Below are 21,759 nucleotides of genomic sequence, written 5' to 3'. Positions count from 1 at the left end.
GGGCAGGCCTCTGCTCCCTCGTCTGTTCCTGCCCGGCTATATTCTTTCGTCTGGAATACTCTTTTATGTCCGATTTTTCTTCCCAGCATTCTTCGCCAGCGCCTTCCGGGACGACGCCCCGCCTGGCCGAACTGGCTGACCATGACGCCTTTATCCAGCGCCATAACGGCCCTGGCCCACGGGATGTCACCACCATGCTCAACGCGCTGGACATGACGAGCATGGCGGAGCTGATCGACAGGACCGTGCCCGACGACATCCGCCTCGGGCGTGAACTGGACGTTGAAGAGCCGTATGGCGAAGCCGAAGCGCTGGACTATTTGGCCGGCCTGGCCGAGCGCAACTGTGTGGCGCGCAACTTTATCGGCCAGGGCTACCACGGCACCCACATGCCCGCCGTGATTCAGCGCAACGTGCTGGAAAACCCCGGCTGGTACACCGCCTACACCCCCTACCAGCCGGAAATTTCCCAGGGCCGGCTCGAAGGGCTGCTCAATTTCCAGCAGATGGTGATGGACCTGACCGGCATGGAGCTGGCCAACGCCTCGCTGCTCGACGAGCCCACCGCCGCCGCCGAAGCCATGGCGCTGTGCAAGCGTGCCAATAGAAAGAACAAGTCCCGGGCTTTTTTCGTCGCCGACGATGTCTTCCCGCAAACGCTGGACGTGCTCCGGACCCGGGCCGAATACTTCGATTTCGAGCTGATCATTGCCCCGGCCGACAGCGTCGCCGAGCACGACGTTTTCGGCGCGCTTCTGCAGTACCCCGGCAACGGCGGCGAAGTGCGCGACATCGCCCCGCTGCTGGCGGCGGCAAATGAGCGTGGCATCATGACCTGTGTGGCCGCCGACCTGTTGAGCCTGGTAATGCTCAAGGAACCGGGCGCGCTGGGCGCCCATATCGTTCTCGGCAACTCCCAGCGCTTTGGCGTGCCCATGGGCTTTGGCGGCCCGCACGCGGCGTTTTTTGCCACCACCAGCAAGCTCAAGCGCTCCATCCCCGGGCGCATTATCGGCGTCTCACGGGACAGCCGCGGCGACACCGCACTGCGCATGGCCATGCAAACCCGCGAGCAGCACATCCGCCGGGAAAAAGCCACGTCCAACATCTGCACCGCCCAGGCGCTGCTGGCCAACATTGCCGGTTTTTACGCTGTTTACCACGGCGCTGAAGGCCTGCGCAAAATCGCCCGTCGGGTTCACCGGCTGACCAGCATTCTCGCCCGGGGGCTCGAGCAATCCGGCGTTAGCCTGGTTCACCGGCACTTTTTCGACACCCTGCGCCTGACCGGTGTAGACGTGGAGAGTATTCACGCCCGGGCGAAAAGCGCCAACGTCAACCTGCGCTACGGCTTTCACGATGGCAGCGATGATATCGGCATCAGCCTGGATGAAATCTCGACTGCCGAGGACGTCAGCCTGCTCTGGGATATCCTGCTGGGCGACGGCCACGGCCTTTCGGTTACCGCGCTGGACGAAACCGTGGCAGCCGACGATGACGTGGGTAACGGCGCCATTCCCGCCGCCTGCCGGCGCGAAAGCGACTTCCTGACGCATCCGACCTTTAGCCGCTACCGCAGCGAAACCGAAATGCTGCGCTACCTGAAACGCCTGGAAAACAAGGACCTGTCGCTGACCCACGGGATGATTCCGCTGGGCTCGTGCACCATGAAGCTCAACGCTACCAGCGAGATGCTGCCCATCTCCTGGCCGGCGTTCGCGCATATTCACCCCTATGCGCCGAGCGACCAGGTCAGCGGCTATCAGCAAATGATCGATGAGCTGGCGGAATTTCTGGAGGAAATTACCGGCTACGACCACGTTTCCATGCAGCCCAATTCCGGCGCCCAGGGCGAATACGCCGGCCTGCTGGCCATCCGCCGCTACCAGGCGGCCCAGGGGCAGCAGCATCGCGATGTCTGCCTGATTCCCAGCTCGGCCCACGGCACCAACCCGGCCTCGGCGGCGATGGTAGGCATGAAGGTGGTGGTCACCGAATGCGATGCCGAAGGCAACGTCGATCTCGATGACCTGACCACCAAGGCCGAGCAGTACAGCGACCGACTTTCAGCGATCATGCTGACCTATCCGTCCACCCACGGCGTCTTTGAAACCCACGTCCGTGCGGTATGCGACGTGGTGCACCGCAACGGCGGCCAGGTCTACGTCGACGGCGCCAACATGAACGCCCAGGTCGGCCTGTCGCGCCCCGGCGACTTTGGCGGCGACGTCTCGCACCTGAACCTGCACAAGACGTTCTGCATCCCCCACGGCGGCGGCGGACCGGGCATGGGGCCCATTGGCGTCAAATCGCACCTGGCGCCCTACGTGGCCAACCATAGCGTAACGCCCATCGACGGCGTCGACCCGTCAAGCACGGCGATTGCTGCCACGGCGTTCGGCAGCGCTTCGATCCTGCCGATCTCCTGGGCGTACATCAAAATGATGGGCGCCCGCGGGCTGCGCGAGGCGACCGAGCTGGCCATTCTCAACGCCAACTACATCGCCAGGCAGCTGGAAGATCACTTTCCGATCCTCTATCGCGCCGCCAACGGCACGGTGGCTCACGAGTGCATTATCGACATCCGCCCGTTGAAAAACACCACCGGCATCAGCGAGGAAGACGTCGCCAAGCGCCTGATGGACTACGGTTTTCACGCGCCGACCATGTCCTTCCCGGTGCCGGGCACGCTGATGATCGAGCCCACCGAGTCCGAGTCACGCTACGAGATCGACCGCTTCTGTGACGCCATGATCGGCATACGCCGGGAAATCGACCGGGTGGCAAGCGGCGAATGGACGCTGGAGAACAACCCGCTGGTCAACGCCCCGCACACCATGAGCGACCTGGCCGATGCCGAGTGGAACCGCCCCTACTCCCGCGAGCTGGGCGCCTTCCCCACCGCAGCGGTCAAGGCCGCCAAATACTGGCCCGCCGTCAACCGGGTGGACAACGTCGCCGGCGACCGCCAACTGATCTGCTCCTGCCCCAGCATCGACGAGTATCGCGACGACTGAACGCCACGATTGCCGGATGCCGGCCGCGCCGTAACGCTACGCCCCGTGCTCGCCGAGCGCGGGGCGTTTTGCTTGAAACGAGCCCCTACAGGGCGGCGCCAGCGCTGTATCACCGCAGGCAGCATGCTAATATGGCCGCCGATTCGACCCCGCTGAATGCAGCACCCAACGCAAGGATGGACAGCCCCACGATGAGCGATACCGCCCCGCAGCGCCCCACGCTTTCCAGCATCATTTCCCCGGAAGGCAGTCTGGAAGTGCTCTCGCAACACGAAGTCAACCGGCTCAAGCACACCTCCAGAACGGGGCTCCACGAGCTGCTGCGCCGCTGCTCGCTGGCGGTCCTCAACAGCGGCATGCCCACCGATGACAGCCTGGCGCTGCTGGAAGCGTACAAGGACTTCGACATTGAAGTGCTGCAACAGGATCGCGGCGTCCGCCTCAAGCTCAGCAACGCCCCGGCCGAGGCGTTTGTCGACGGCCGCATGATTCGCGGTATCCGCGAGCATCTGTCCGCCGTTATCCGCGATATTGTCTACGTTTACAACGAAATTCAGGAACACGACCGCTTCGACCTGTCGACTGCAGAAGGCACCACCAATGCGGTGTTCCACATTCTGCGCAAGGCCGGCGCGTTCCGGCCCGAACATGACCCCAGCATGGTGGTCTGCTGGGGCGGGCACTCCATTTCCCGAGAGGAATACGAATACACCAAGGACGTGGGCTACCAGCTGGGCCTGCGCGAGCTCGATATCTGCACCGGCTGCGGCCCCGGCGCGATGAAAGGCCCGATGAAAGGCGCCAACCTGGCCCACGCCAAGCAGCGCCGCTCCGACAGCCGCTACCTGGGCATTTCGGAACCTGGCATCATCGCCGCGGAAGCGCCCAATCCCATTGTCAACGAGCTGGTCGTGATGCCGGACATCGAAAAGCGTCTGGAAGCGTTCGTGCGTCTGGGGCACGGTATTATCGTCTTTCCCGGCGGCGTGGGTACGGCCGAGGAAATCCTCTACCTGCTGGGCATCCTCCTCCACCCGGACAACGCCGATATTCCCTACCCGCTGATTCTCACCGGCCCGGCCAGCGCGGCCGACTACTTCCGCACCATCGACGAATTTCTGGTCTGCACCCTGGGCGAAGACGTGCGCCGCTACTACCGCATCGTTACCGGCAACCCGGCGGAAGTGGCCCGCGTCATGCGCCAGGGCGTTGACGACATTACCCGGTTTCGTCGTACCCACCAGGATGCCTTTTACTATAACTGGCGGCTGACCATTGCACGGGGCTTTCAGGCGCCCTTCGATGCCAGCCACGAGGCCATGCGCAACCTGAAGCTCCACCGGGACCAGCCCACCCACGAGCTTGCCGCCAACCTGCGCTGCGCGTTTTCGGGCATTGTCTCGGGCAACGTCAAGGAAGACGGTATCCGCGCGATTGCCGCCAAAGGCCCGTTCCAACTCAGCGCCGAGCCGGATATGATGCAAAAACTCGATACCCTGCTCACGTCCTTCGCCGCCCAGGGCCGCATGAAGCTGGGCGACCAGCCGTACACCCCCTGCTACACTCTCGAATAAGCCACCCCAATCATCCGGGTCACTCATCCATTCATCGACGCAAGGAAGACTGTATGTCCTGCCTGATTACCATGGACTATACCGCCGTATGGAAGGAAATGTTGGCGGACGCGCAGCGCTGGGTCAGCGAGCAATACCCCGCGTTGGATACCCAACAAGCTGCCGAGAAAACCATCGATACCTGCTTTCCCGGTTATCTGCTGGCCTGTTTCGGACAGGAAGCCCGCCAAACCCGCGCCGCCCCCTGGGCCCCGCTGCCCGGACGCGAGATACTCGAACTGATGGTCATGGAAAAGTACAGCTGGACACCGGAAACCGCCCGTCACCTGAGCGATAACGACATGCTGCTGGCGCTGCACAAGGAAATAAGCCGCTTCAAACTGCCCGATGAAGCCCGCGACGCCTGCCGCCCCGCACTGGAAGCCGCCGGACTGGAAACCTTTATCGAGCAGGGGCTATCGCCGTTTTTCAAACACGATGATGACTGAAGCGGTCCTGATGCTGCCCAACAACATCAGATACCTTGTTGAGGCAGTTATTTAAAAAGTAGAAAAATCGATCCGCCCGACAGCTATTACAGGAGCATCGGTGCTACTCATCGCATAGGCCTTGCTTTTTTGTCAGCTATCAATGTCAATTACTCACCAGCAGCTTAACCAGCTTGCCGGGCAGCGGCGTGCGGCTGATGCTGCCCTGCTTGATCAGGTTGTCCGTTAGTGTCTCGATAAAGCTGTGAAACACCGGCTGTTGGTGCGGCGCGTCAACTGCCTGAAGCTGGGTTTTACCCTGGCGCTGGGGCTCAAGCACCTGCCAGCTGATCAAGGGGTTGTTGCGCTTTTCTTTCCCTTGGGCGTTACGCATGGCGCGGATGCCGTGCACTTTCGCGCCTGCAGGCTCCAGCAGCACATCGTATTGGTGCGGTAACGGGATGAGCTGCGCGGCGGCGGCCGGACCGCCTTCATTGGAACGCGCAAGATTGGGCAGCTTTTTATCGCCCTGCTGCGGTCCGTCGCGCAGAATGCGCGTAAAAGGAAAGTCGCGCCACGTGGCGCCCAATAGCTCGGCGCTGCCCCAGCGCTGCTGCTCTACCAGCAGCTGGTTGTCATCCGGCGAGTACACCAGCAGCGCGTCGTTAAGCGGGTGATGCCCTGCTACCATGCCTTCAAGCATCGCCTCCAGCCGCACGGCCGAGGATTGAGGCCAGCTTTCAAGCGCAGCGCAATAGGCTTTATACAGCTGAGTTCTGTTAGCCGCAGCAGCCGAAAACGTCGTGCGCTCCGACCCGGGCAGCCGGCAGGTGCCGGTGGCCCAGCGCAGCACCCGAAGCGTATCACCGCTTAGCGCGTATTCGAGCACGGCGGCTCGGGCCGCCGAGCCCTTGGGCGAGTGGCCGTACAGGCAAACAAAACGCTGGCCTGCGTCTGAACCTTCCAGCTGTTGGCGGGATAGCGCCCGCCAGGCACCGCTCAGCGGGAAATCCTCGCCCTGCTGCAGGCGGTATTTGTATTTCAGCTCGTGGCTGATGTTAGCCAGCTTGTGCTGAAGCTCTCCCCGCTCTTTATCAACCATGAGCTGATCCATATCCGCCGAGGACAGGTTTAGCCCCTGCAGAGCGCGCCAGTCGTCACGGCCAGTGTCGTAAAGCGTTAGCTTGGCTTGGGTATAAGCATCCGCCCGCCAGCCGATTTTTTGCTCGCCGGCGTACTCCCTGGCCGCCAGCGCGTGCGCCGTGGCGTTGCCGGTCAGCGGCCTGCGAGCGTCGCCGCCAAGCGCTACCCAGCCGCTGGTGGCCACACTTGCGCCGCGCGATGTGCGCTCGGCTGTCGGCACTTGCACAACCAGCACGGGGTGATCGCTATCTTGGGTCTGCTTAAGGTTCTCGCATACGCGAATGCGCTGTTTGGACGAGTACTTGGCATCGTGGCCAAAAACGCCGTGGCGTATCAGCGCCCGCTCAAGAGCGGCGTGTAGCTCGCGGCGTTCGGCACTTTTGGGCAGGTTTTCACCGTATACCACCTGCAGGCCGGGCAGCCCTTCGCGCAAAAACACGGGCAGCGCATCCGCTTCTTTGCCCTTGCTGCGCACGGGCACCCGCCGCCCTTCTACGGGCTGAAAACGACACGGTGTCACGGCATCCTTCCCTAGCGCTTCATCAAGGCAGTGCTCGACCAGATCCTGGGCGCGATTTTTGCGCACAATGCCGCTCTTCAACACGGCTCGGCGGTGCTTGCGCTCTAACTCATCTGCCTGTTCCTGACCGTGCTTGGCGGCCCATTTTTCCCGCCGTTCGTCGCGGGTTGAATCAGCTCCGAGATATACTGCGTGGAAAAAATCCATATCGCTGCAAAAGCGCGTCGCGTCGCGCCGGTGTTGGGGAGCGAGCGCCTGGCATTCCAGCAGCGGCAAACCAGGGTATTCCACAACCCCTCGGCCCAGCGCGTCTGCGACCTCGCGCTGGGCGTTCAGCGAGCCGATCGACTGTGCGCTTTTGATCGTTTTCACGCTGAGCCTACCGCTCTTGTCGATGGCAATCTCAAGGCGGTAGCCCTTGAGCATGCCGGCTTTCAGCGACACGCGCAGCATCAACGTACTGCCCAGCAGCAGCCCCAGCTCGTCTTCCGGAGCGCCGTCCTCTATGCCCTGCCGGCGCAGATAGACGCGCAGCGCCAGCTCCATCAGCTGCTGCAACCGAATGTTGGCCTGAACATGCGCGCCGTAGCGGTACTGGTCGCCCCAGTGGGCCAGAGCGCCGAGCCATTCGCGGCGCGCTTCGGGCGTGTCCAGCGCCACGGTGTCAGGGTCTGACAGCCGTGCGGCCAGTGCAGGGTCAGCGGGCGCCTCGCCGCCCAGCAGCATTAGCCCCGTGGCACGCGGCTTGATATGCCGGCCGTTGCCTACATAGATATCTAACACGCCGGCAAAGCGCTTGCTGCGCACCGCACCCGCTGCCTGGCCGTGGGTAGCCGCCATCAGCTGGGTGAAGCGTTGGGTCGCCTGGCGGTTAAGCCAGCGATAAGGTAGCCGTTCGGGAGCCGGCGCGGCCTTGGGCTGCGGAATCTCACTTGCCTCGGGTGAGGCAAACAGCGAGCCGGTCCGACCAATAGCTTCAAGAGCCTCTGACTCGCCTGGCGCATCGCCACCCTGCTCTTCAAGCGTTTTCAGCACCTCGGACGGGGCATCGGGGTCTGCCGCCACCGGCCCACGGGCGTACATCTCGTCAGCCGACAGCAGCGCAACCGCCATTAGCCGTTCGCCGTGTTCGGTCCGCGCCGCGGCGGCGCAGTAAGCCAACAGCTTCTCGCCCAGATCAAGGGCGCGGTCGCCGGCACCCGGTTTTTCCGGCGCAAGCCCCAGGTCTATCTGGTTGGTGCGCAAATCCATCAGCGGCGTCTCGGCGTCAAGCGCAGCAACGCCGACAGTCGCAGAAGAAATCACGGTCATGGAATATCTCCTTGAACGGCGGCCAGCAAGCGTTCGGCCGCAACGGGATTAACTGCCAACAGCGGTGACTCCAGCGGGGTGCCCGAGGGCACGCTGGTCTCGGCAAACGACACATCACGAGGGGCGTTGACGTCCGTAGGCAGCGTGCGCACAAAGGCGCTGAAAGACAGCAGATCGGCCCGCTGAATGCCGGCGCGGGCCTCTTCCTGCGGGCACGGCCGCGTATTAACGTAGGCCATCACCGTGCGACCATAGCCGTGCTCCCGAGCCCAGCGGCGTACGGCGTCCTGTTTGCCCTGCGCGTCATCGCTTACGGCGGTACCCAGCCGCCGATCTGTGGCGCGGGCGTAGTGCTTGGCATCCAGCGCGATCAGCACGTATTCGCCGTCTGCCGCTCGGCAGCGCCAGTAGCGATCAAACAGCTCGTAGATGCGCTGGGTGTCGATACCGCTCAGGCGTTCAGCGCCCGCTAGCTCGGCCTTCACGTCGGCAAACCAGCCGTCCAGCGCCAGCTCGCCCCAGATGCCGTTGGCGTCCGGCTCCAGTATCGGATGCAGTACGCTGGCGTTATCCACATCGTGTAGCGTGGGAGCCGTCCAGTCCGGATGTGCGATGCCGTGACGCTGCATGTGCTGAAGCATATCGCTCGGCAGACGAAACCCCTGGGCGGCGTGGGGATAAGGCGTGGCGTTATCGGCCTCATCGTCATGGGGCGGCACCAGCGCTATGCCCGCGTAACCGTTGGCCCCCTTGTAAACAGGCAGCCGGCAGTTAGCCGATAGCGGCCACCACATCAGCGCCAGTATCTTTTCCGGCACGCCGGCCGCAAGCGCCTGGTGGCGGTAAGCCTTGCGCGTTTGGGCGAATAGTAGCGCCGGATCTCGCCAGGCTTCCCACTGGCGTATCAGCTCCGCAGCCTCGCTGGACGCAAGCTCACCGGCCTGCATCTGCTTGATACGCTGTAACAAGCGATTTTTAAAGCCGGGCACCGCCGGATTATCGCTGAAGGCCTGCTCCGCCTGGCGCAGCTGAACCTCAGCGGCGGCGCGGTCTTCAGGGGCAGGATAGCCATACATGCGGCGACGATAGCGACGGGCGTACTCCATCAGCGCCAGGCTGTTGAGCGAAGCCGCGTGCTGCTGATCCGCGCGTGAGCCGCCATGGCCGTCATCGCCGTAAAGATAAGGATCTGCCGCTACCAGATCGGTGATTATCTCATCGCACACCAAGAGCGTCTGCGGCTGTGCCGCCTGGGTGCGCTCGCCACGCCCCGCTGCTTGAAATACCGTCCGCGCCAGATCCACGACATGCTGTTCGCGCAGGAAAGCGGGGAATGCCGCCAGGTAGCTGTCCGGATGCAAGCGAATATGGCGGGCGCGATAATGCCGAGCGGGCATATCCTCTTCGCGTCCCCAGCGCTGCTGGTTAAGCCGCGCGGCAAGCTCCATGCCGGTCAGCGCCACGCCGTGAATCACGCGGTTGTTATGCACAAAAGCGCGTCGATTGTGCTCCCCGCGGCTATCGCGCTTGAACTGGGGTTCTTCCGGCTGGCGTTCGCCAGGCGGACCCTGGTAGCGCTCAAAGCGCGGACGCGCCGCGGTAAAGTGCGGCGACATACCCAGCACCAGCATATCCACATCGCGCTCGCCGTCCCGCCCCAGGTGGGTATCCACCTTGAAATTGAGCCCCAATCCGGCGGACTGAAACGCCGTAATGATCGCGGCGTGGTAGCCCATATCGCGGCGCAGCAGGTCGGTCGCCGCGTACTGCTGCGGCGTGCCGGAGGCATCTTCGGCGGGAAAGGCACGTGCCAAATCGAGAGCCGGATTGGCCCGCTGCAAAAACTGCGCAAACGTCTGGCGCTCCTGCTGGCTGCCGCTTCCTTCACCGCGCAGCATCTGGTTAATTCGCGCATCGGTGCCAGACTCTCGGCCGCTGTAGTAGGTCACCAGCAGTACTGGCCGGCTGCCGTCGCGGCGTCCGGTATCATAGCCGTACAGGTGGCCGTCGATAATCGACGTCAAGCGCTTGCCACACAGCTGCTTGAGCACCGCTACCGGCGTTTTCAGCGACTGGATCAGCATCAGCGCCATGCAGGGCTCAGCGTTTTCCACCAGCGCCGGCTGCACTGCCCCATGAATGTCCGCCGTTGACATTGTATCGGGCGCTATACGTCGCGGCGCATGCCCCAGCAGCGTAATTAGCTCGACCACGCGGCGGGTTTCACGGCGCTTGAACGAGTTGGTGGTGGTCTGCGCCAACGTCTCATCAAGCTCAACCAGCAGCGGCCCGCGCGCGTCTTCCGCCAGCAGGCCCGCATGCTCGGGCAGCTGTGCCACGCAGGGCTTGGGCCGGCCCGACTTACCGTCCTGCCCCTGATGGCGTATGTCTCGTGCCTGACGCGCCAGCTCCAGATCCGCTTTTGACATGGGCACATAGCGCACAAAGCGGGAGTGCGCCAACATAGCGCCGGCAAAGCCTCCAAGGTGCGTCGCGGCGAAACCGCCGGTCGCGCTAATAAGCACCAGGCTGTGCGCCGGCCGCTGGCGGCCGGAGACGCTATCCGCCATGTCGGGGCGGCTGAACGCGTAAGCCTGCGGTGAAATCAGCTGCTCCAGATGGTGCTCGGCTGACCAGGCGCGAAAGCCGATCGCGGGCACCACGGACTCCCCCGGCGCACCGGGCACAAAGCGACGGGCAAAATCCGGCACCCACTGCATGATCAGGTGCGGAAAGCGAAAGGCGATATCGTCGTCGATCACCGCCCCGGGGGCGAGATCACGGCGTGCGGTCATCAGCTCGCGCATCTGCACGCCGGCCAGACGCTCAAGCATCTCGGTCAGCGGCGCAGACGAAGTGCGGTTATTGCCACGGTAAGGGGCTTTAAGCAGTCTAAACGCGCGCTGCTCGGCGGTATTTTCCATCAGATGCACAAGGCCGGTCAGCGTCAGCATCAGCTCAAAGCTATCCGCCAGGGCAAAGGTCGTGCCGCTCGTCTCGCCGCCGGAGCGGTGCAAAAATGCCTCGCTGATGATATCCAGCTCATTGACGTCGGCGCTGTCGCGGTGCGCCAGCAGGCCGGCCAGGCGCTCATCGTCAAGGTTGACGAACGCCCAGCTGCCGGCGGTAAAGGTGCCCGTGCTGCCTGCCGCCGCCACAGTGGGATCGCCCAGATTCAGGTTAATCCAGGAAACCCGTTGGCAAAACGCCTTCAGTTGACGCACAAACAGCCCAAGCTTGTCTTCGCCGCTGCCATGAATCACCGCATGTTCGCAATACTGCCGGTCGATCAGTTCCACCAGCCGCTCGCGCAGACGCAGCTGCTGTAGATGATGCGCCGGGCTGCCGGTACCCAGCTTGTGCCGACGCTGATGCTGGCGCAGCGCTAGCTCCGCCTCCGGTGGCAGCGGGCGCAGCTTTTCTACTTTGTCGGGAGTCGTTGCCTCGTTGTGCCCAACAAGGCCTGGATGAGCTTCCTCCAGCGCTTTGTAGCCCTCCCATACCGCGTCGCGGTGCGCCGCCGTGCAAAACACCAACGGCATTTCATTAAGCAGCGTATTGCCAATCTGGGTAGCGCGGGCCTGATCCAACAGCATACCGCTGAGGTAGCGACGCCTCGCTGTTTTACCGACGCTCGCGGCCTGATTCAGCACTTGCTTGACCTCATCGGACTCATCCAGCAGCAGCAAAAAGCGCGTGCGCCCCTCATTCAAGCCGCTAACATCGCTGCCTGCACCGGCGCCGTGAATGGCGTCTTCCACATAGCACTGCGTGGTAGTGAAGTCGCCCTTGTCCGCTGACGCAAGGGCCCGCCGCGGGCACGGAAACCGGTGGCGCGTCATCAGCCGCGAGGCGGTCATGGCGACCATGCCCAGCGGGCCGCCCGGGCGGCGCACCACCTCATACCAAGGGAATAGCTGGCGCTGGAAGAAACGAAACGGCGCAACCAGTGCCTTGTGCCCCAACACGCTCTCCAGCGTTTTGCCGTCCAACGTACTTTGCTTAAGCGCAACGTCCACCGCGCGCTGCAGCTCGCTAAATAGCCGATCATGGGCGTGTTGCAACCGTTCCAGATTGCGCTCCAGTTCGGCCTCGGTGAAGCCTTCCTGGCGCAGCCGCCCAAGCGTTTTTTGCTGGCGCTGGATAAGGCTTCGCGTGATATCCAGCGCGTTTTCGGGCAGCTCCTGTTCTACCGTTTGGGGGCTCTGAAATTGATAGAGCAGCTGCTGCAGGCAACGCACCAGGCTCGGGGCGGCTTTATCATCATAGCTGGATTTCAGGTGCCGCTCGGTCTGGTTAAGATCCTGATACAGATTGTGCGCTTCTTCGGGGTCGGTGAGCAGCGTGCGCGAATTCACCTTGACCGCAGGAATATCCGCCGCGGCCAACAGCGCCTGGGGGCTGCCTGACGGGTGCCGCCCCGCGCGATTTTCAAAGGGAATATGGCGATGCTGCGGCGCTACGTAGACCACAATCAGCGACTCGCCGGCCGCCTTGGCCTGCTCAAGCGCCTCTACGGAGGTCATCAGTGCCTGATAGGTCTTGCCCGTACCCGTCGCCTGATTGCTCTGATGGATATGCGGCTCGGTCGCTTCTCGAACCGCTCGGTGGATCGACCTGTAAATGAGCCCTATTGGATGTTGGTTGGCGTCGTCCTTCATACGCAGCCTGCCTCCTTTACTCTGCCGGAATATGGCTCAAGCTTGGCATATTTAAGCGACAATCCGTGTCGCATAGTGTCTGTTGCATTTTTCTGCAATCACCCCACTTGCGATCCAGCAGGGTCACTACAAGCCGAAATATCCGGTCACCAGACCGCGCGTCCAACCGGCAAACCAGGGCACCATAAAGATAATGCAGCTCCCCTGAGCAACCCACTGAACCTTGCTATTCTTAAGCAGGACCAGCTGCTGATCGCCCGCGAATATCGACCTGTATCGATCAAATGCGATCGTGTTCAGACAATACACTGGCCCGAATCGTCATATAGTTGACCACTCCCGCAACCAGTCCAGCGATAATGCCCAGCACCGTCACCGCCGTCGTCAGCGACACGGTTACCGTTCCACTCGCGTTCTGCCACATAACGGCCCCTGTTACGCAGAGCCCAAACGCAAACATGCCGTGCTTGAAGGTCAGCCAGAGTACCGACGGCCAAAAAGGCTTTTTCGGCGCCTTGAGCGTCGCGTAGGCAACTACCGTCAGGATCATCGCCAGGGAAACCGCCAGCGGCACAGCCGATCCCAACACCGTGTGGCTGTCATTGACGATCTTGTTCACCGACAGCGGAATGGTCGCGCTGCCCCAAAGAAAATAGATCTGGATCGCGCCGTTGATGACGGCATTGACGAAGCCGTTTAAAACCGCGCCCCGCAGGATTTTTCCCTGCGTGGGCATGGGACTTGCCTCTGTCACGGTATCTCCTTCAGGCATTGCATAGGCGCACGGCCGAACCACTGCCGTGCATCGTCATAATCCGGCCGCTGAATCTGCCTATGGCAGCTCTTTGGGGATGGCTCAGTCCAGTTCCTGCACGCCGCCGCCGGATACGGTCAGGATCTGACCGCTGACCCAGCTTGCCGCCGGCGAGCACAGAAACAGCGCGGCGTTGGCCATATCCTCGGGCTCGCCCAGCCGTTTGATCGGCGTATGCGCCAGCATGGTTTGCTCGATCTCGTCGTTGAGCACGGATTTCAGCGCGTCGGTACGCGTCGCACCGGGCGCAACGGCATTCACCCGGATACCCCTGGGCCCCAGGTCAAACGCGATGTTGCGCACCAGGTGGCTTGTTGCAGCCTTGGAGGAGCCGTAAGACGCCATGCGCTGGTTCTTGTTCTCCGCCGACATTGAGGTAGTGGCAAGGATCGCACCGCCCCCGGCCTTTTCCATCTCGGGCGCGGCCAGCTGCGACAGACGAAACAGCGAAAACACGTTCAGCTCATAAGCCCAGCGAAACTCTTCCATCGACATGTCGAAGGGTTTCGGCCCGCCGCCGCCGGCATTGCCGACGAGCGTCGTGAGCTTGCCGAATGCTTCTGTGGTAGCGTCGACCAGCTTGATCAGGTCATCTTCGCTGGTGATATCACAGGCGATGCCCGCGGCTTTGCCGCCCTGCTGCTTGATCTCGTCTGCGACCTGCTGCGCGGTTTCCACCTTCAGGTCGCTGACCATCACCGCAGCGCCGGCAGCGGCAAAGGTCTCGGCAATAGCGCGACCGATACCCGCCCCGGCCCCGGTAACGACGGCGACCTGGCCTTCAAGGGTGAAATTTTTCGGATCGTACATACCAACCTCTCTTTTCATTGCTTGGTTTCATCAGTACTGAAGAATCCTGCATTCATGACCGTGCGCCCAAAGCACACAGAAAAGACACATTCAAAAGACGACACACTCAATCGTGACCACGGCATTATCAACGTACCAGACAACGCCGTGGCGGCCAGCTCATCAGAGCTGATAGTTCAGTGCCAGGCTGCCCAGCCACTGATTCCTGTCACCCACATCATCGACGATCGGGCTGTCGGCTGCGTCGCCCATCAAACGGCTATACCGAGTAATGGCCGACACACTCAGCTTGCGAGTCAACAGGAAGGTCAGGCGACCGTTCATACTGCTCCGAATGTAGCTTCCCCCGGCGTGATAGCGCTGCAAACCCGAGTTCGCCGCGTCCCTGGCGGAAACGTCGAACAGCGCCTGATTCCAGCGCCCGTTACCCCAGGTAACCCCTGGGCCAACGGCAAATTTCAGGCGCTGACTGAACTGGCCTCGATAGCGCAGATAGCCGCGCGCACGCACTCCTTCAAGGTCTCCCGTTACCGGCCCGGCAATATCACCGTTCAGCTGCCAGGGGCCATGCGTCCAGCTGGCCAAAAAACCGGCCATGAGACTGCCATGCACGTCGTCAAAGTCATCCAGGGCGCCCGTGTTATCACGCCCTCGGGCATAAGACAGCGTGGGGGCCAGCGTCCAGTTCTCCTCCGCGAGAAGGTCATAGCTCAGCCCTTCAACGGGGTCCAGGGACAGGCGGCCCTTGTTTGCCTGAATCCAGGGCAGCGCTTCCCAGTCATTGCGATCAGCGCCGCGATATTCCGGCGACCAGGCAGCGCCCACCCCCAGACCGACTGACCATTCATCGTCGGCGCCAGCGGCCTGAGTCGGCCCGGCCAACGCCGTCATGGCCAGTGGCACTACGAGCAGGTTTATCAACAGGTTACTCTGTTTCATTACTTTGATTAGCCATTTTCAATATATAGAGTGATCGGCTAATATACGTTCATGTTTGTATGTATACAAGAAGATTTATTAATTCAGGCTTCGTGGCAGGATAGCTGCCATCGTCGACCGAGCAGATGAGGAAGGGAGCCAGGAGCAGATAGATGGCTTCATGGCACCCTGGTGGCGTAGGTTTTAGCCACCAGAGATTCATTGATCCAGGATAACAAGACGGCCTGCTTACTGGCGCCGGGTGTCAGGTTCTGATTCGGTGAGCGACTCTGGGTCACGGATACGATGCCGGCGGGAAAACCTGCCACTCTCCGCTTGCTCCGCCTGTTTGAGCGCAGACTCGGCCACGGATTCAGGCGAGGCCAGCCCCAATTCCTCCAACACTGCTTCCGCGCGCGCAGCCCGCGCTTCGAAAGCGTGCAAGGCCGCCAGGGTGTTCTCATCGAGGTGCCCTTTTGACTCAAGCCCCTTGGACTCAAAATACTTGAGTCGCGGGTAGCGCCCGGCAAGAGCAACGCCCCAATAAAGCGCCGGGTTCCACCATGAGTTTATTTCGCGGCCCTTGCCGGTACGCTGCTGCTCCAGCACGTCGTCGAGCGCCCCGTTCAACAGCTTCAGATCGAAATCGGCGCCCGGCACCGGCTCGGCCACAGCGCCATCGGACCCAGCATCATAGGCGTCAACGCCCGTGCGAGAAGGCCCGGTACGGGTATCGCGATAGCGTGCCAGCGTCATCATGTCGCTTGCCAGCACCGGCTCGTTGACCGGCAGACGCACGGCCTCGGGGTCGCCCATCAGCTGGCCCCAGGACATGCGAATGAAGGTGTGCTGGTCTTCCATGCCGGGGTGCGTGCAGCGCAGCCCGACGGCGTAGGCTTCCAGCGGTTCATGCATAAACTGAAACCCGCTATAGCGGGCCCAGCGGACTACGAGAAACTCATGTGGTGCGGCGCCGGGCAGGTGAAAGTTCACCTCCTGCAGGTAGTCCCGCACGATCTGCACCTGTTCGTCCGAGAGCTCCAGATCCTCGTGCAGCGGGTACATGCCTTCAAAGGTGTTGCGCACCGGCCTGGGGCGCGCGGCCATAACCCTGGCTTATTCATGAAGCCGGCCTGAAAACGAAGATGGCGAGTGGTTTTCTCTTGTAGAATCAGGATGTTCCTGCCAGAACACGATTCAAGAGGACCACTCGCCATGGGTGAAACCCTAACGACCTGGTCGCCCTCGTGCAACGGCTCCGTCCGTGTCGAGCTGAGCGGCCACCGCACCACTAGTGACAGCGGCGCTCTGCTGCTGCGTGAAGCCCTCGACAACAGCGGCGTGATCGAGGCCCTCGACGACAACCTGGTCGATCGACGACACCCACTGCGTATCCGTCATTCGCTGGCCAGCCAGCTACGCACCGTGGTCATGCAGCGGGCGATGGGCTGGATCGACCTGGACGATACCGACACGCTGCGTCACGATCCGCTCTGGCAGCTGGCTTGCAGCGATGCACGTGGCATGACGCCCCTGGCCCAAGAGCGGCCGTCTCAAGCCACGCTGTCGCGGTTGCTGACTTGTCTCGGGCGCAACGACAACATCGATACCGTGCACGAAGGCCTGCTGCGGCTGGTGCTCTGGCGCCTGACCTCGCTGAAGAACGGTGAACGCCCCAAGCAGCTGACGCTGGATATCGACGGCCTGCCGATCGAGGTCCACGGCCACCAGGGCGGCTCGGCCTATCATGGCCTGTACGGGGCCCGCATCTACTCGCCGCTGGTCGCCTCACTGGCCGAAACCGGTGACATGGTGGGCGGCCTGTTGCGCGAAGGTAACGCTGGCCCCGCCGAGAACGCCGATACCTGGATCCCTCACCTGGTGAAGCGGCTCAACGAAAGCACTGGCGCCCAGGTTCGGGTGCGCATCGACGCCGGCTTCACCGACAACGACACGCTGGAGGCCCTAGAAGAGCGGGACATCGAGTACCTGGGCCGGCTGCGCAGTCACACCGGCCTGCAGAAGCTGGCGGCGCCTTACCTGAAGCGGCCCCGCGGCCGGCCGCCCGAGCAGCCTCGGGAATGGTGCCACGACCTTGAATACCAGGCCGGTACCTGGCCGACGCCACGGCGCGTGGTGTTGGTGGTGCAGGAACGCCCCGATGATCTGCTGCTGCATGCCTTCTTCCTGGTCACCAACCTCGGCAAGTTCGACTGGCCGCCGGAGAAGGTTCTGGCGCTCTACCGCAAGCGCGGCAGCGCCGAGGCGCACATGGGCGAGGTGAAGTCGGCGCTCGACGTACACCTCTCGTCGACCGATCGCGGCGCCTCCACCGTCCAGGACGTGATGGCCCGCAACGAGGTGAGCCTGCTGCTGAGCCTCTACGCCTATCAGGTGCTACATGGCCTGCGCTGCCTGCTGGAGCGGCAGACCCGGCAAGGCTGGAGCCTGAGCCGGATGCGCGAGCAGGTGCTCAAGGTGGCCGCCACGCTGAGGCTGCACGCTCGGCGCATCACGGTTCACCTCGGCGCCGCCGCCGACAAGTGGTGGCCGGCACTGCTGAAGGGGCTGCCGAAGTTGGCCGCGCTGAGCTGACACCCCGCGAGACCACTACAGGACCCGACATCAAGCGACCGCAGCGGCGGCCGGCGGTCTCGGCTGCTTTGACGGTTGGAATTGATTCCCAAAAGCTATAAGAAAGCGGGCTAAAAGACGCGTGTGAGCATTACTCAGCGGCCGCTCGCGTCAGAAATTACGGTCCTAATGAGCAATTCCGTCAACCAGCACCTTCAGACAGCCCGATCAGCCCCCTCGTGAATGAGGCGGGATAACAGCATCGAGCTCGGCCTGGGTACGCGGGCGTGTGTTTTTCTTCAAGGTCATGGTGCGGCCTCCTTTATCTGTTCACAGACGATCAGATCAGCTGGTTGCGGTCGAAAAAGTCCGTGTCCTCGAAGAAGCCGCCGCGACCCTCAAGGATAATATCGTAGCGGTTTACTACCTCGATACGCTCCAGCCACTTGAGGCTGCGAAACCCGGTCGAGGTTTCCAGCCGCAGTCGCACCGGCGCACCGTTTTTGGCCGGAATCTCGCCTTCCTCGTTAAGCTCAAAGGCAATCATCGTCTGGGGCATCCGCGCCTCCACCATCGGCGTGGACGTGTAGTAGGTGCCGCCTTCATACAGGGCGTCATCGCGGCCCATGTTCTGGAAGCTGGTGTAGACGACGTCGGTCGCGCCGGGCAGGGGCCCCGCCATGTCCAGCAGGTCCGCCAGGGCAATGCCGCGCCAGCGCCCAATCGAGGTGAAGCCCTGCACGCAGTGGTGCAGCGTCGTCTGTGAGTAGCCCGCGGCCAGCTCGCGCAGCTCCGCCACCGTCAGCGTCATCGGGCGCTCCACGTAGCCGCCGATCTCGAGCACGTAGTCGTCTTCGTAACCGTTGGCCATCAGCGCCAGGTATTCGTCCGCTTCCGGCGGGCGCCCGCTGCCACGGAAGTGCTGGGTGGTGTTGGCAAGCCCCACGTCCTTGCCGGTGATATTCGAGCGGTCGTAGTGCATGCGCGCGGGCAGCTTATACAGCAGGTTCGACCACGGCCGCACAATCCGGTTGTGCAGCCTCTCAACGGCGCGGCCGTCCGCCAGCGACCATCGCGTAGCCACCACGTGCAGCGTCACCACCAGGGCGAGGCCGAGGGTAAAAATAGCGCCGCCCAACAGCGGGCTGCTGGAGTGCCCCAGCACCATCTTGGACGTCTCGTGCAAATAGCCGTGAGCAAAGACCAGCAGCACGTGTATGGAGAAGAAGGCCAGATACCCCACCAGGCAAAAAAAGTGGACGCTACGAATCACCTGGCGGCCGCCGAGGATACGGTTCATGCGCGAAAAATGGTTGGCAATGGCCGGCGACTGAAAGGCACCGGTCAGAATCACCAGCGGCGTCAGCACCAGTATCACGAAGCCGTAGGACAGCTGCTGGAGAGAGTTGAACACTGAGCCTTCCACGGCGTGGGGCATGGTAAAGGCGAGATAGGCCAGCATATCCTGACCCGCCTGGGGAAACGCGTCCCAGCTGGTGGGCACATAGCGCCGCCACTGGCCGGTTGCCAGCAGCAACACAAAATAGATAAACCAGCAGCTCACAAACCCCGTCACCGTGATGAAGTGCCAATAGCGCCCGAGCCCCAGCAGGCCGCGCCCGGGCAGCGACACGCGCGGGGAGTAGTCGTTGTACTCTTCGCCCACGGTGTAGTACTTATGCTTCGACTCCTCGCGATTGGTAAACTGCGCCCAGGAGGAGCCGGGCACGCTATGCTGCGAGCGGTAAAGTTTGGGGTACGAGCCCAGAATCTCGAGACCCGAGCGCACCAGAAAAGAAATAAAAATGATATTGAGGAAGTGCTCTACGCGAAGCCACCACGGAAATCCGAGATCCATTGCCAAGCCTTATGTCAGTCCAGCTTATGTCAGTCCAAGAAGTGTTGATTGTCGGGAGCGGCGACGATCATCCCGTAGCGCAGTGCCGCAAACAGCACGACGTAGCCGGTAGCGCCTACCAGCGTCAGGTTCCAGATCGCGGCGGCCGCCACGCTGGCCCCGTTCCAGACATACGGCGCATTGCCCACAAGGCCGCCAAGGTAAACCAGCAGGGATGCCAGCGCGATTCCAAGCCCCCAGTTCCACAGGCGAGCTGCGGTCAGCAAACCTACGGCGACAAACACGGCTGATGCGCCGACGACACCCCACAGAACGGGCATCGCGAAGGGAAACGGCGCGTGGCTCGATAGCGCCACGGCCGCCGACGCACCGCCGATAAGCGCCACCATGGCAATCAGCAGCAGCCGCGTGGTTCGCGGGAGGTTGAAGCGCACGTAGCGCAACAGCGGAGCGCGATTTTTGCCCGGCTTGACGTGCCGAAGCACCCGCCGAGTGGCATTTTCGCTGCCGCGAAAGTCCACGCCGGCACGCAGAGCCGGAGAGTTTTCGTCTTCCATTACTATGGGCTGCCTCCATCAAGGATCATCGGAATTGACGCGGGATAATGCGGGTCAGTCTGTTGACCCGGGCGGTGACGGTAGCGACCCGAGCTACGCGCTGCGTGAGCCGGACGTTTCCCTGGCCTTGCGCGTGGCGGGCTTGTCTTCACGCGGGTCGTTGAGAAAGGCTTCCAGCGAGTCGTCCATGGCGTCCAGCCAGCGGGTGTGGTGGGCCGGTGCCTGGGTGCCGGTCATCAGTGAGCGATAGGAGCGGTCGCGGAAGGTCATGATACCGGCGTGCTTGTCGCGCTCCCAGGCGAGGAACGTCTGGTTCACGCCTTCGATGTCGAAGCTGGGGTAGTCGGTCTGCTCGATGAGGTGATGCACGTAGTCGCCCTGAAAGCGGATCATCGCCTCGGGATCGTCAACCCCTTCCTCGCGGGCGCGCCACTCGGCGCTGTCGCGCTGCATTTCGGCTTTTTCCGGCAGCGCAATGCGGCCCAGAATCACGTCGCGCACAAACCAGGCCTGGGCGTCGAACATGTTGAAGGTGTACCACTGATCCTGCATGCCCAGGTAGAACATCTGCGGGTTGTCTTCCCAGACCACACCCTGGTAGAGATCCAGCGGCCAGAGGCGGTTGTTGGTTTTCAGCCGCAGGCTGTCCGGCAGGAAGGGAAAGTGGTGCAGGTAGCCGGTGCACAGGATGATAGCGTCCACGCGCTTGCTGGTACCGTCGATAAAGTGCGCGACGTTGCCGGAAACGCGCTCCAGCAGCGGCTTTTCTTCCCAGTTTTCCGGCCATTCGAAGCCCATGGGGGCGGAGCGGTAACTGGTGGTGATGCTGCGCGCACCGTACTTGTAGCACTGCGAACCGATGTCTTCGGCGGAGTAGCTGGAGCCGATAAGCAGCAGGTCCTTGCCTTGAAATTCCAGCGCGTCGCGGAAGTCGTGGGCGTGGAGTACGCGGCCGTTGAAGTCGGTAAAGCCCTGGAATTCGGGCTTGTTGGGCGTCGAGAAGTGACCGGAAGCGACCACGACATTATCAAAGGTGGACGATTCCACGGTGTCGGTCTCGTGGTCGTGCACGGTCACGGTGAACTGGCTGCTGGCATCGTCGAAGCTGATGTGGCGTACCGGGCAGTTAAAGCGGATGAAGCGGCGGACGTCAGCCTTTTCCACGCGGCCCCGGATGTAGTCCCAGAGCACGGCGCGGGGCGGGTAGGACGCAATCGGCTTGCCGAAGTGTTCTTCAAAGCTGTAGTCGGCAAACTCCAGGCATTCCTTGGGACCGTTGGACCACAGGTAGCGGTACATGCTGCTATGCACGGGTTCGCCGTTTTTATCCAGGCCGGTCTGCCAGGTATAGTTCCACTGGCCGCCCCAGTCGCTCTGGCGCTCATAGCACACCAGTTCAATCTCTTCGGCGCCTTGTTTGGCAGCGGACTGGAAGGCACGCAGCTGGGCCAGGCCGCTGGGGCCGGCCCCAATAATGGCAACGCGTTGGGTCATATCATCATGCTCCGGTCGACGAGTACCGCGCAGGCAGGCTC

General features: G+C 62.4%; 13 protein-coding genes. 4 read left to right on the top strand and 9 right to left on the bottom strand.

Annotation, left to right across the window (positions count from 1 at the left end; all coding sequences use genetic code 11):
* Positions 1–65: 65 nt before the first annotated feature.
* From gcvP to C793_RS0107400, 3 genes are all read left to right on the top strand, one after another.
* Positions 66–3,017 (top strand): aminomethyl-transferring glycine dehydrogenase, encoded by a 2,952-nt coding sequence (gcvP, locus tag C793_RS0107410; RefSeq protein ID WP_051038347.1) that lies wholly within the window; start codon positions 66–68, stop codon positions 3,015–3,017.
* 191 nt (positions 3,018–3,208) lie between these two features.
* Complete coding sequence (gene ppnN, locus C793_RS0107405) at positions 3,209–4,591, top strand: nucleotide 5'-monophosphate nucleosidase PpnN (RefSeq protein WP_017430305.1); 1,383 nt, start codon at positions 3,209–3,211, stop codon at positions 4,589–4,591.
* Positions 4,592–4,644: 53 nt separating this feature from the next.
* On the top strand, positions 4,645–5,079 hold the full coding sequence (locus C793_RS0107400) for an ECs1072 family phage-associated protein (RefSeq protein ID WP_017430304.1): 435 nt from the start codon (positions 4,645–4,647) through the stop codon (positions 5,077–5,079).
* Between the two features lie 145 nt (positions 5,080–5,224).
* Here the strand turns inward: C793_RS0107400 and C793_RS0107395 are convergent, their stop codons facing one another.
* The 6 genes from C793_RS0107395 to C793_RS0107370 all read right to left on the bottom strand — a co-directional run bounded on the left by C793_RS0107395 (position 5,225) and on the right by C793_RS0107370 (position 16,342).
* Positions 5,225–8,032, bottom strand: coding sequence for a hypothetical protein (locus C793_RS0107395; protein WP_017430303.1), 2,808 nt, complete (start codon positions 8,030–8,032; stop codon positions 5,225–5,227).
* Positions 8,029–12,693, bottom strand: coding sequence for a hypothetical protein (locus tag C793_RS0107390; RefSeq protein ID WP_017430302.1), 4,665 nt, complete (start codon positions 12,691–12,693; stop codon positions 8,029–8,031). Before C793_RS0107390 ends, C793_RS0107395 begins: the two co-directional genes overlap by 4 nt.
* Before the next feature lie 280 nt (positions 12,694–12,973).
* The gene (locus C793_RS0107385) at positions 12,974–13,429 is read right to left on the bottom strand and encodes a hypothetical protein (RefSeq protein WP_017430301.1); all 456 of its coding nucleotides are present in this window, start codon (positions 13,427–13,429) and stop codon (positions 12,974–12,976) included.
* A gap of 120 nt (positions 13,430–13,549) precedes the next feature.
* Positions 13,550–14,317, bottom strand: coding sequence for a 7-alpha-hydroxysteroid dehydrogenase (gene hdhA / locus C793_RS0107380; RefSeq protein ID WP_017430300.1), 768 nt, complete (start codon positions 14,315–14,317; stop codon positions 13,550–13,552).
* Between the two features lie 162 nt (positions 14,318–14,479).
* Entirely contained in the window at positions 14,480–15,256 is a 777-nt protein-coding gene (locus C793_RS0107375) for a MipA/OmpV family protein (protein ID WP_156804952.1), read from the bottom strand.
* Between the two features lie 228 nt (positions 15,257–15,484).
* Positions 15,485–16,342: a hypothetical protein gene (locus tag C793_RS0107370; protein WP_017430298.1), complete on the bottom strand. Its 858-nt coding sequence runs from the start codon at positions 16,340–16,342 to the stop codon at positions 15,485–15,487.
* A gap of 69 nt (positions 16,343–16,411) precedes the next feature.
* On the opposite strand from C793_RS0107370, the gene C793_RS0107365 reads away from it, so the two are divergent.
* Complete coding sequence (locus C793_RS0107365) at positions 16,412–17,830, top strand: IS1380 family transposase (protein WP_083871872.1); 1,419 nt, start codon at positions 16,412–16,414, stop codon at positions 17,828–17,830.
* Between the two features lie 319 nt (positions 17,831–18,149).
* Here the strand turns inward: C793_RS0107365 and C793_RS0107360 are convergent, their stop codons facing one another.
* From C793_RS0107360 to C793_RS0107350, 3 genes are all read right to left on the bottom strand, one after another.
* Complete coding sequence (locus tag C793_RS0107360) at positions 18,150–19,667, bottom strand: molybdopterin-dependent oxidoreductase (RefSeq protein WP_017430297.1); 1,518 nt, start codon at positions 19,665–19,667, stop codon at positions 18,150–18,152.
* A 29-nt stretch (positions 19,668–19,696) separates the two neighbouring features.
* Positions 19,697–20,224: a hypothetical protein gene (locus C793_RS0107355; RefSeq protein WP_017430296.1), complete on the bottom strand. Its 528-nt coding sequence runs from the start codon at positions 20,222–20,224 to the stop codon at positions 19,697–19,699.
* Between the two features lie 93 nt (positions 20,225–20,317).
* Positions 20,318–21,718, bottom strand: coding sequence for a trimethylamine monooxygenase (locus C793_RS0107350; RefSeq protein ID WP_017430295.1), 1,401 nt, complete (start codon positions 21,716–21,718; stop codon positions 20,318–20,320).
* Positions 21,719–21,759: the final 41 nt, after the last annotated feature.

It is taken from the genome of Vreelandella jeotgali Hwa (assembly GCF_000334215.1).
GTDB classification, from domain to species: Bacteria; Pseudomonadota; Gammaproteobacteria; order Pseudomonadales; family Halomonadaceae; genus Vreelandella; species Vreelandella jeotgali.
Note: the sequence above shows the minus strand (reverse complement) of the source record. Positions and strands in the feature narration are given on the sequence as shown.

Coding starts and splice junctions, on each gene's coding strand:
- C793_RS0107350 (WP_017430295.1), bottom strand. CDS start 21,718: ATGACCCAACGCGTTGCCATTATTGGGGCCGGCCCCAGCGGCCTGGCC.
- C793_RS0107365 (WP_083871872.1), top strand. CDS start 16,412: ATGTTCCTGCCAGAACACGATTCAAGAGGACCACTCGCCATGGGTGAA.
- C793_RS0107390 (WP_017430302.1), bottom strand. CDS start 12,693: ATGAAGGACGACGCCAACCAACATCCAATAGGGCTCATTTACAGGTCG.
- C793_RS0107400 (WP_017430304.1), top strand. CDS start 4,645: ATGTCCTGCCTGATTACCATGGACTATACCGCCGTATGGAAGGAAATG.
- ppnN (WP_017430305.1), top strand. CDS start 3,209: ATGAGCGATACCGCCCCGCAGCGCCCCACGCTTTCCAGCATCATTTCC.
- hdhA (WP_017430300.1), bottom strand. CDS start 14,317: ATGTACGATCCGAAAAATTTCACCCTTGAAGGCCAGGTCGCCGTCGTT.
- C793_RS0107360 (WP_017430297.1), bottom strand. CDS start 19,667: ATGGATCTCGGATTTCCGTGGTGGCTTCGCGTAGAGCACTTCCTCAAT.
- C793_RS0107370 (WP_017430298.1), bottom strand. CDS start 16,342: ATGGCCGCGCGCCCCAGGCCGGTGCGCAACACCTTTGAAGGCATGTAC.
- C793_RS0107395 (WP_017430303.1), bottom strand. CDS start 8,032: ATGACCGTGATTTCTTCTGCGACTGTCGGCGTTGCTGCGCTTGACGCC.
- gcvP (WP_051038347.1), top strand. CDS start 66: ATGTCCGATTTTTCTTCCCAGCATTCTTCGCCAGCGCCTTCCGGGACG.
- C793_RS0107385 (WP_017430301.1), bottom strand. CDS start 13,429: ATGCCCACGCAGGGAAAAATCCTGCGGGGCGCGGTTTTAAACGGCTTC.
- C793_RS0107375 (WP_156804952.1), bottom strand. CDS start 15,256: ATGAAACAGAGTAACCTGTTGATAAACCTGCTCGTAGTGCCACTGGCC.
- C793_RS0107355 (WP_017430296.1), bottom strand. CDS start 20,224: ATGGAAGACGAAAACTCTCCGGCTCTGCGTGCCGGCGTGGACTTTCGC.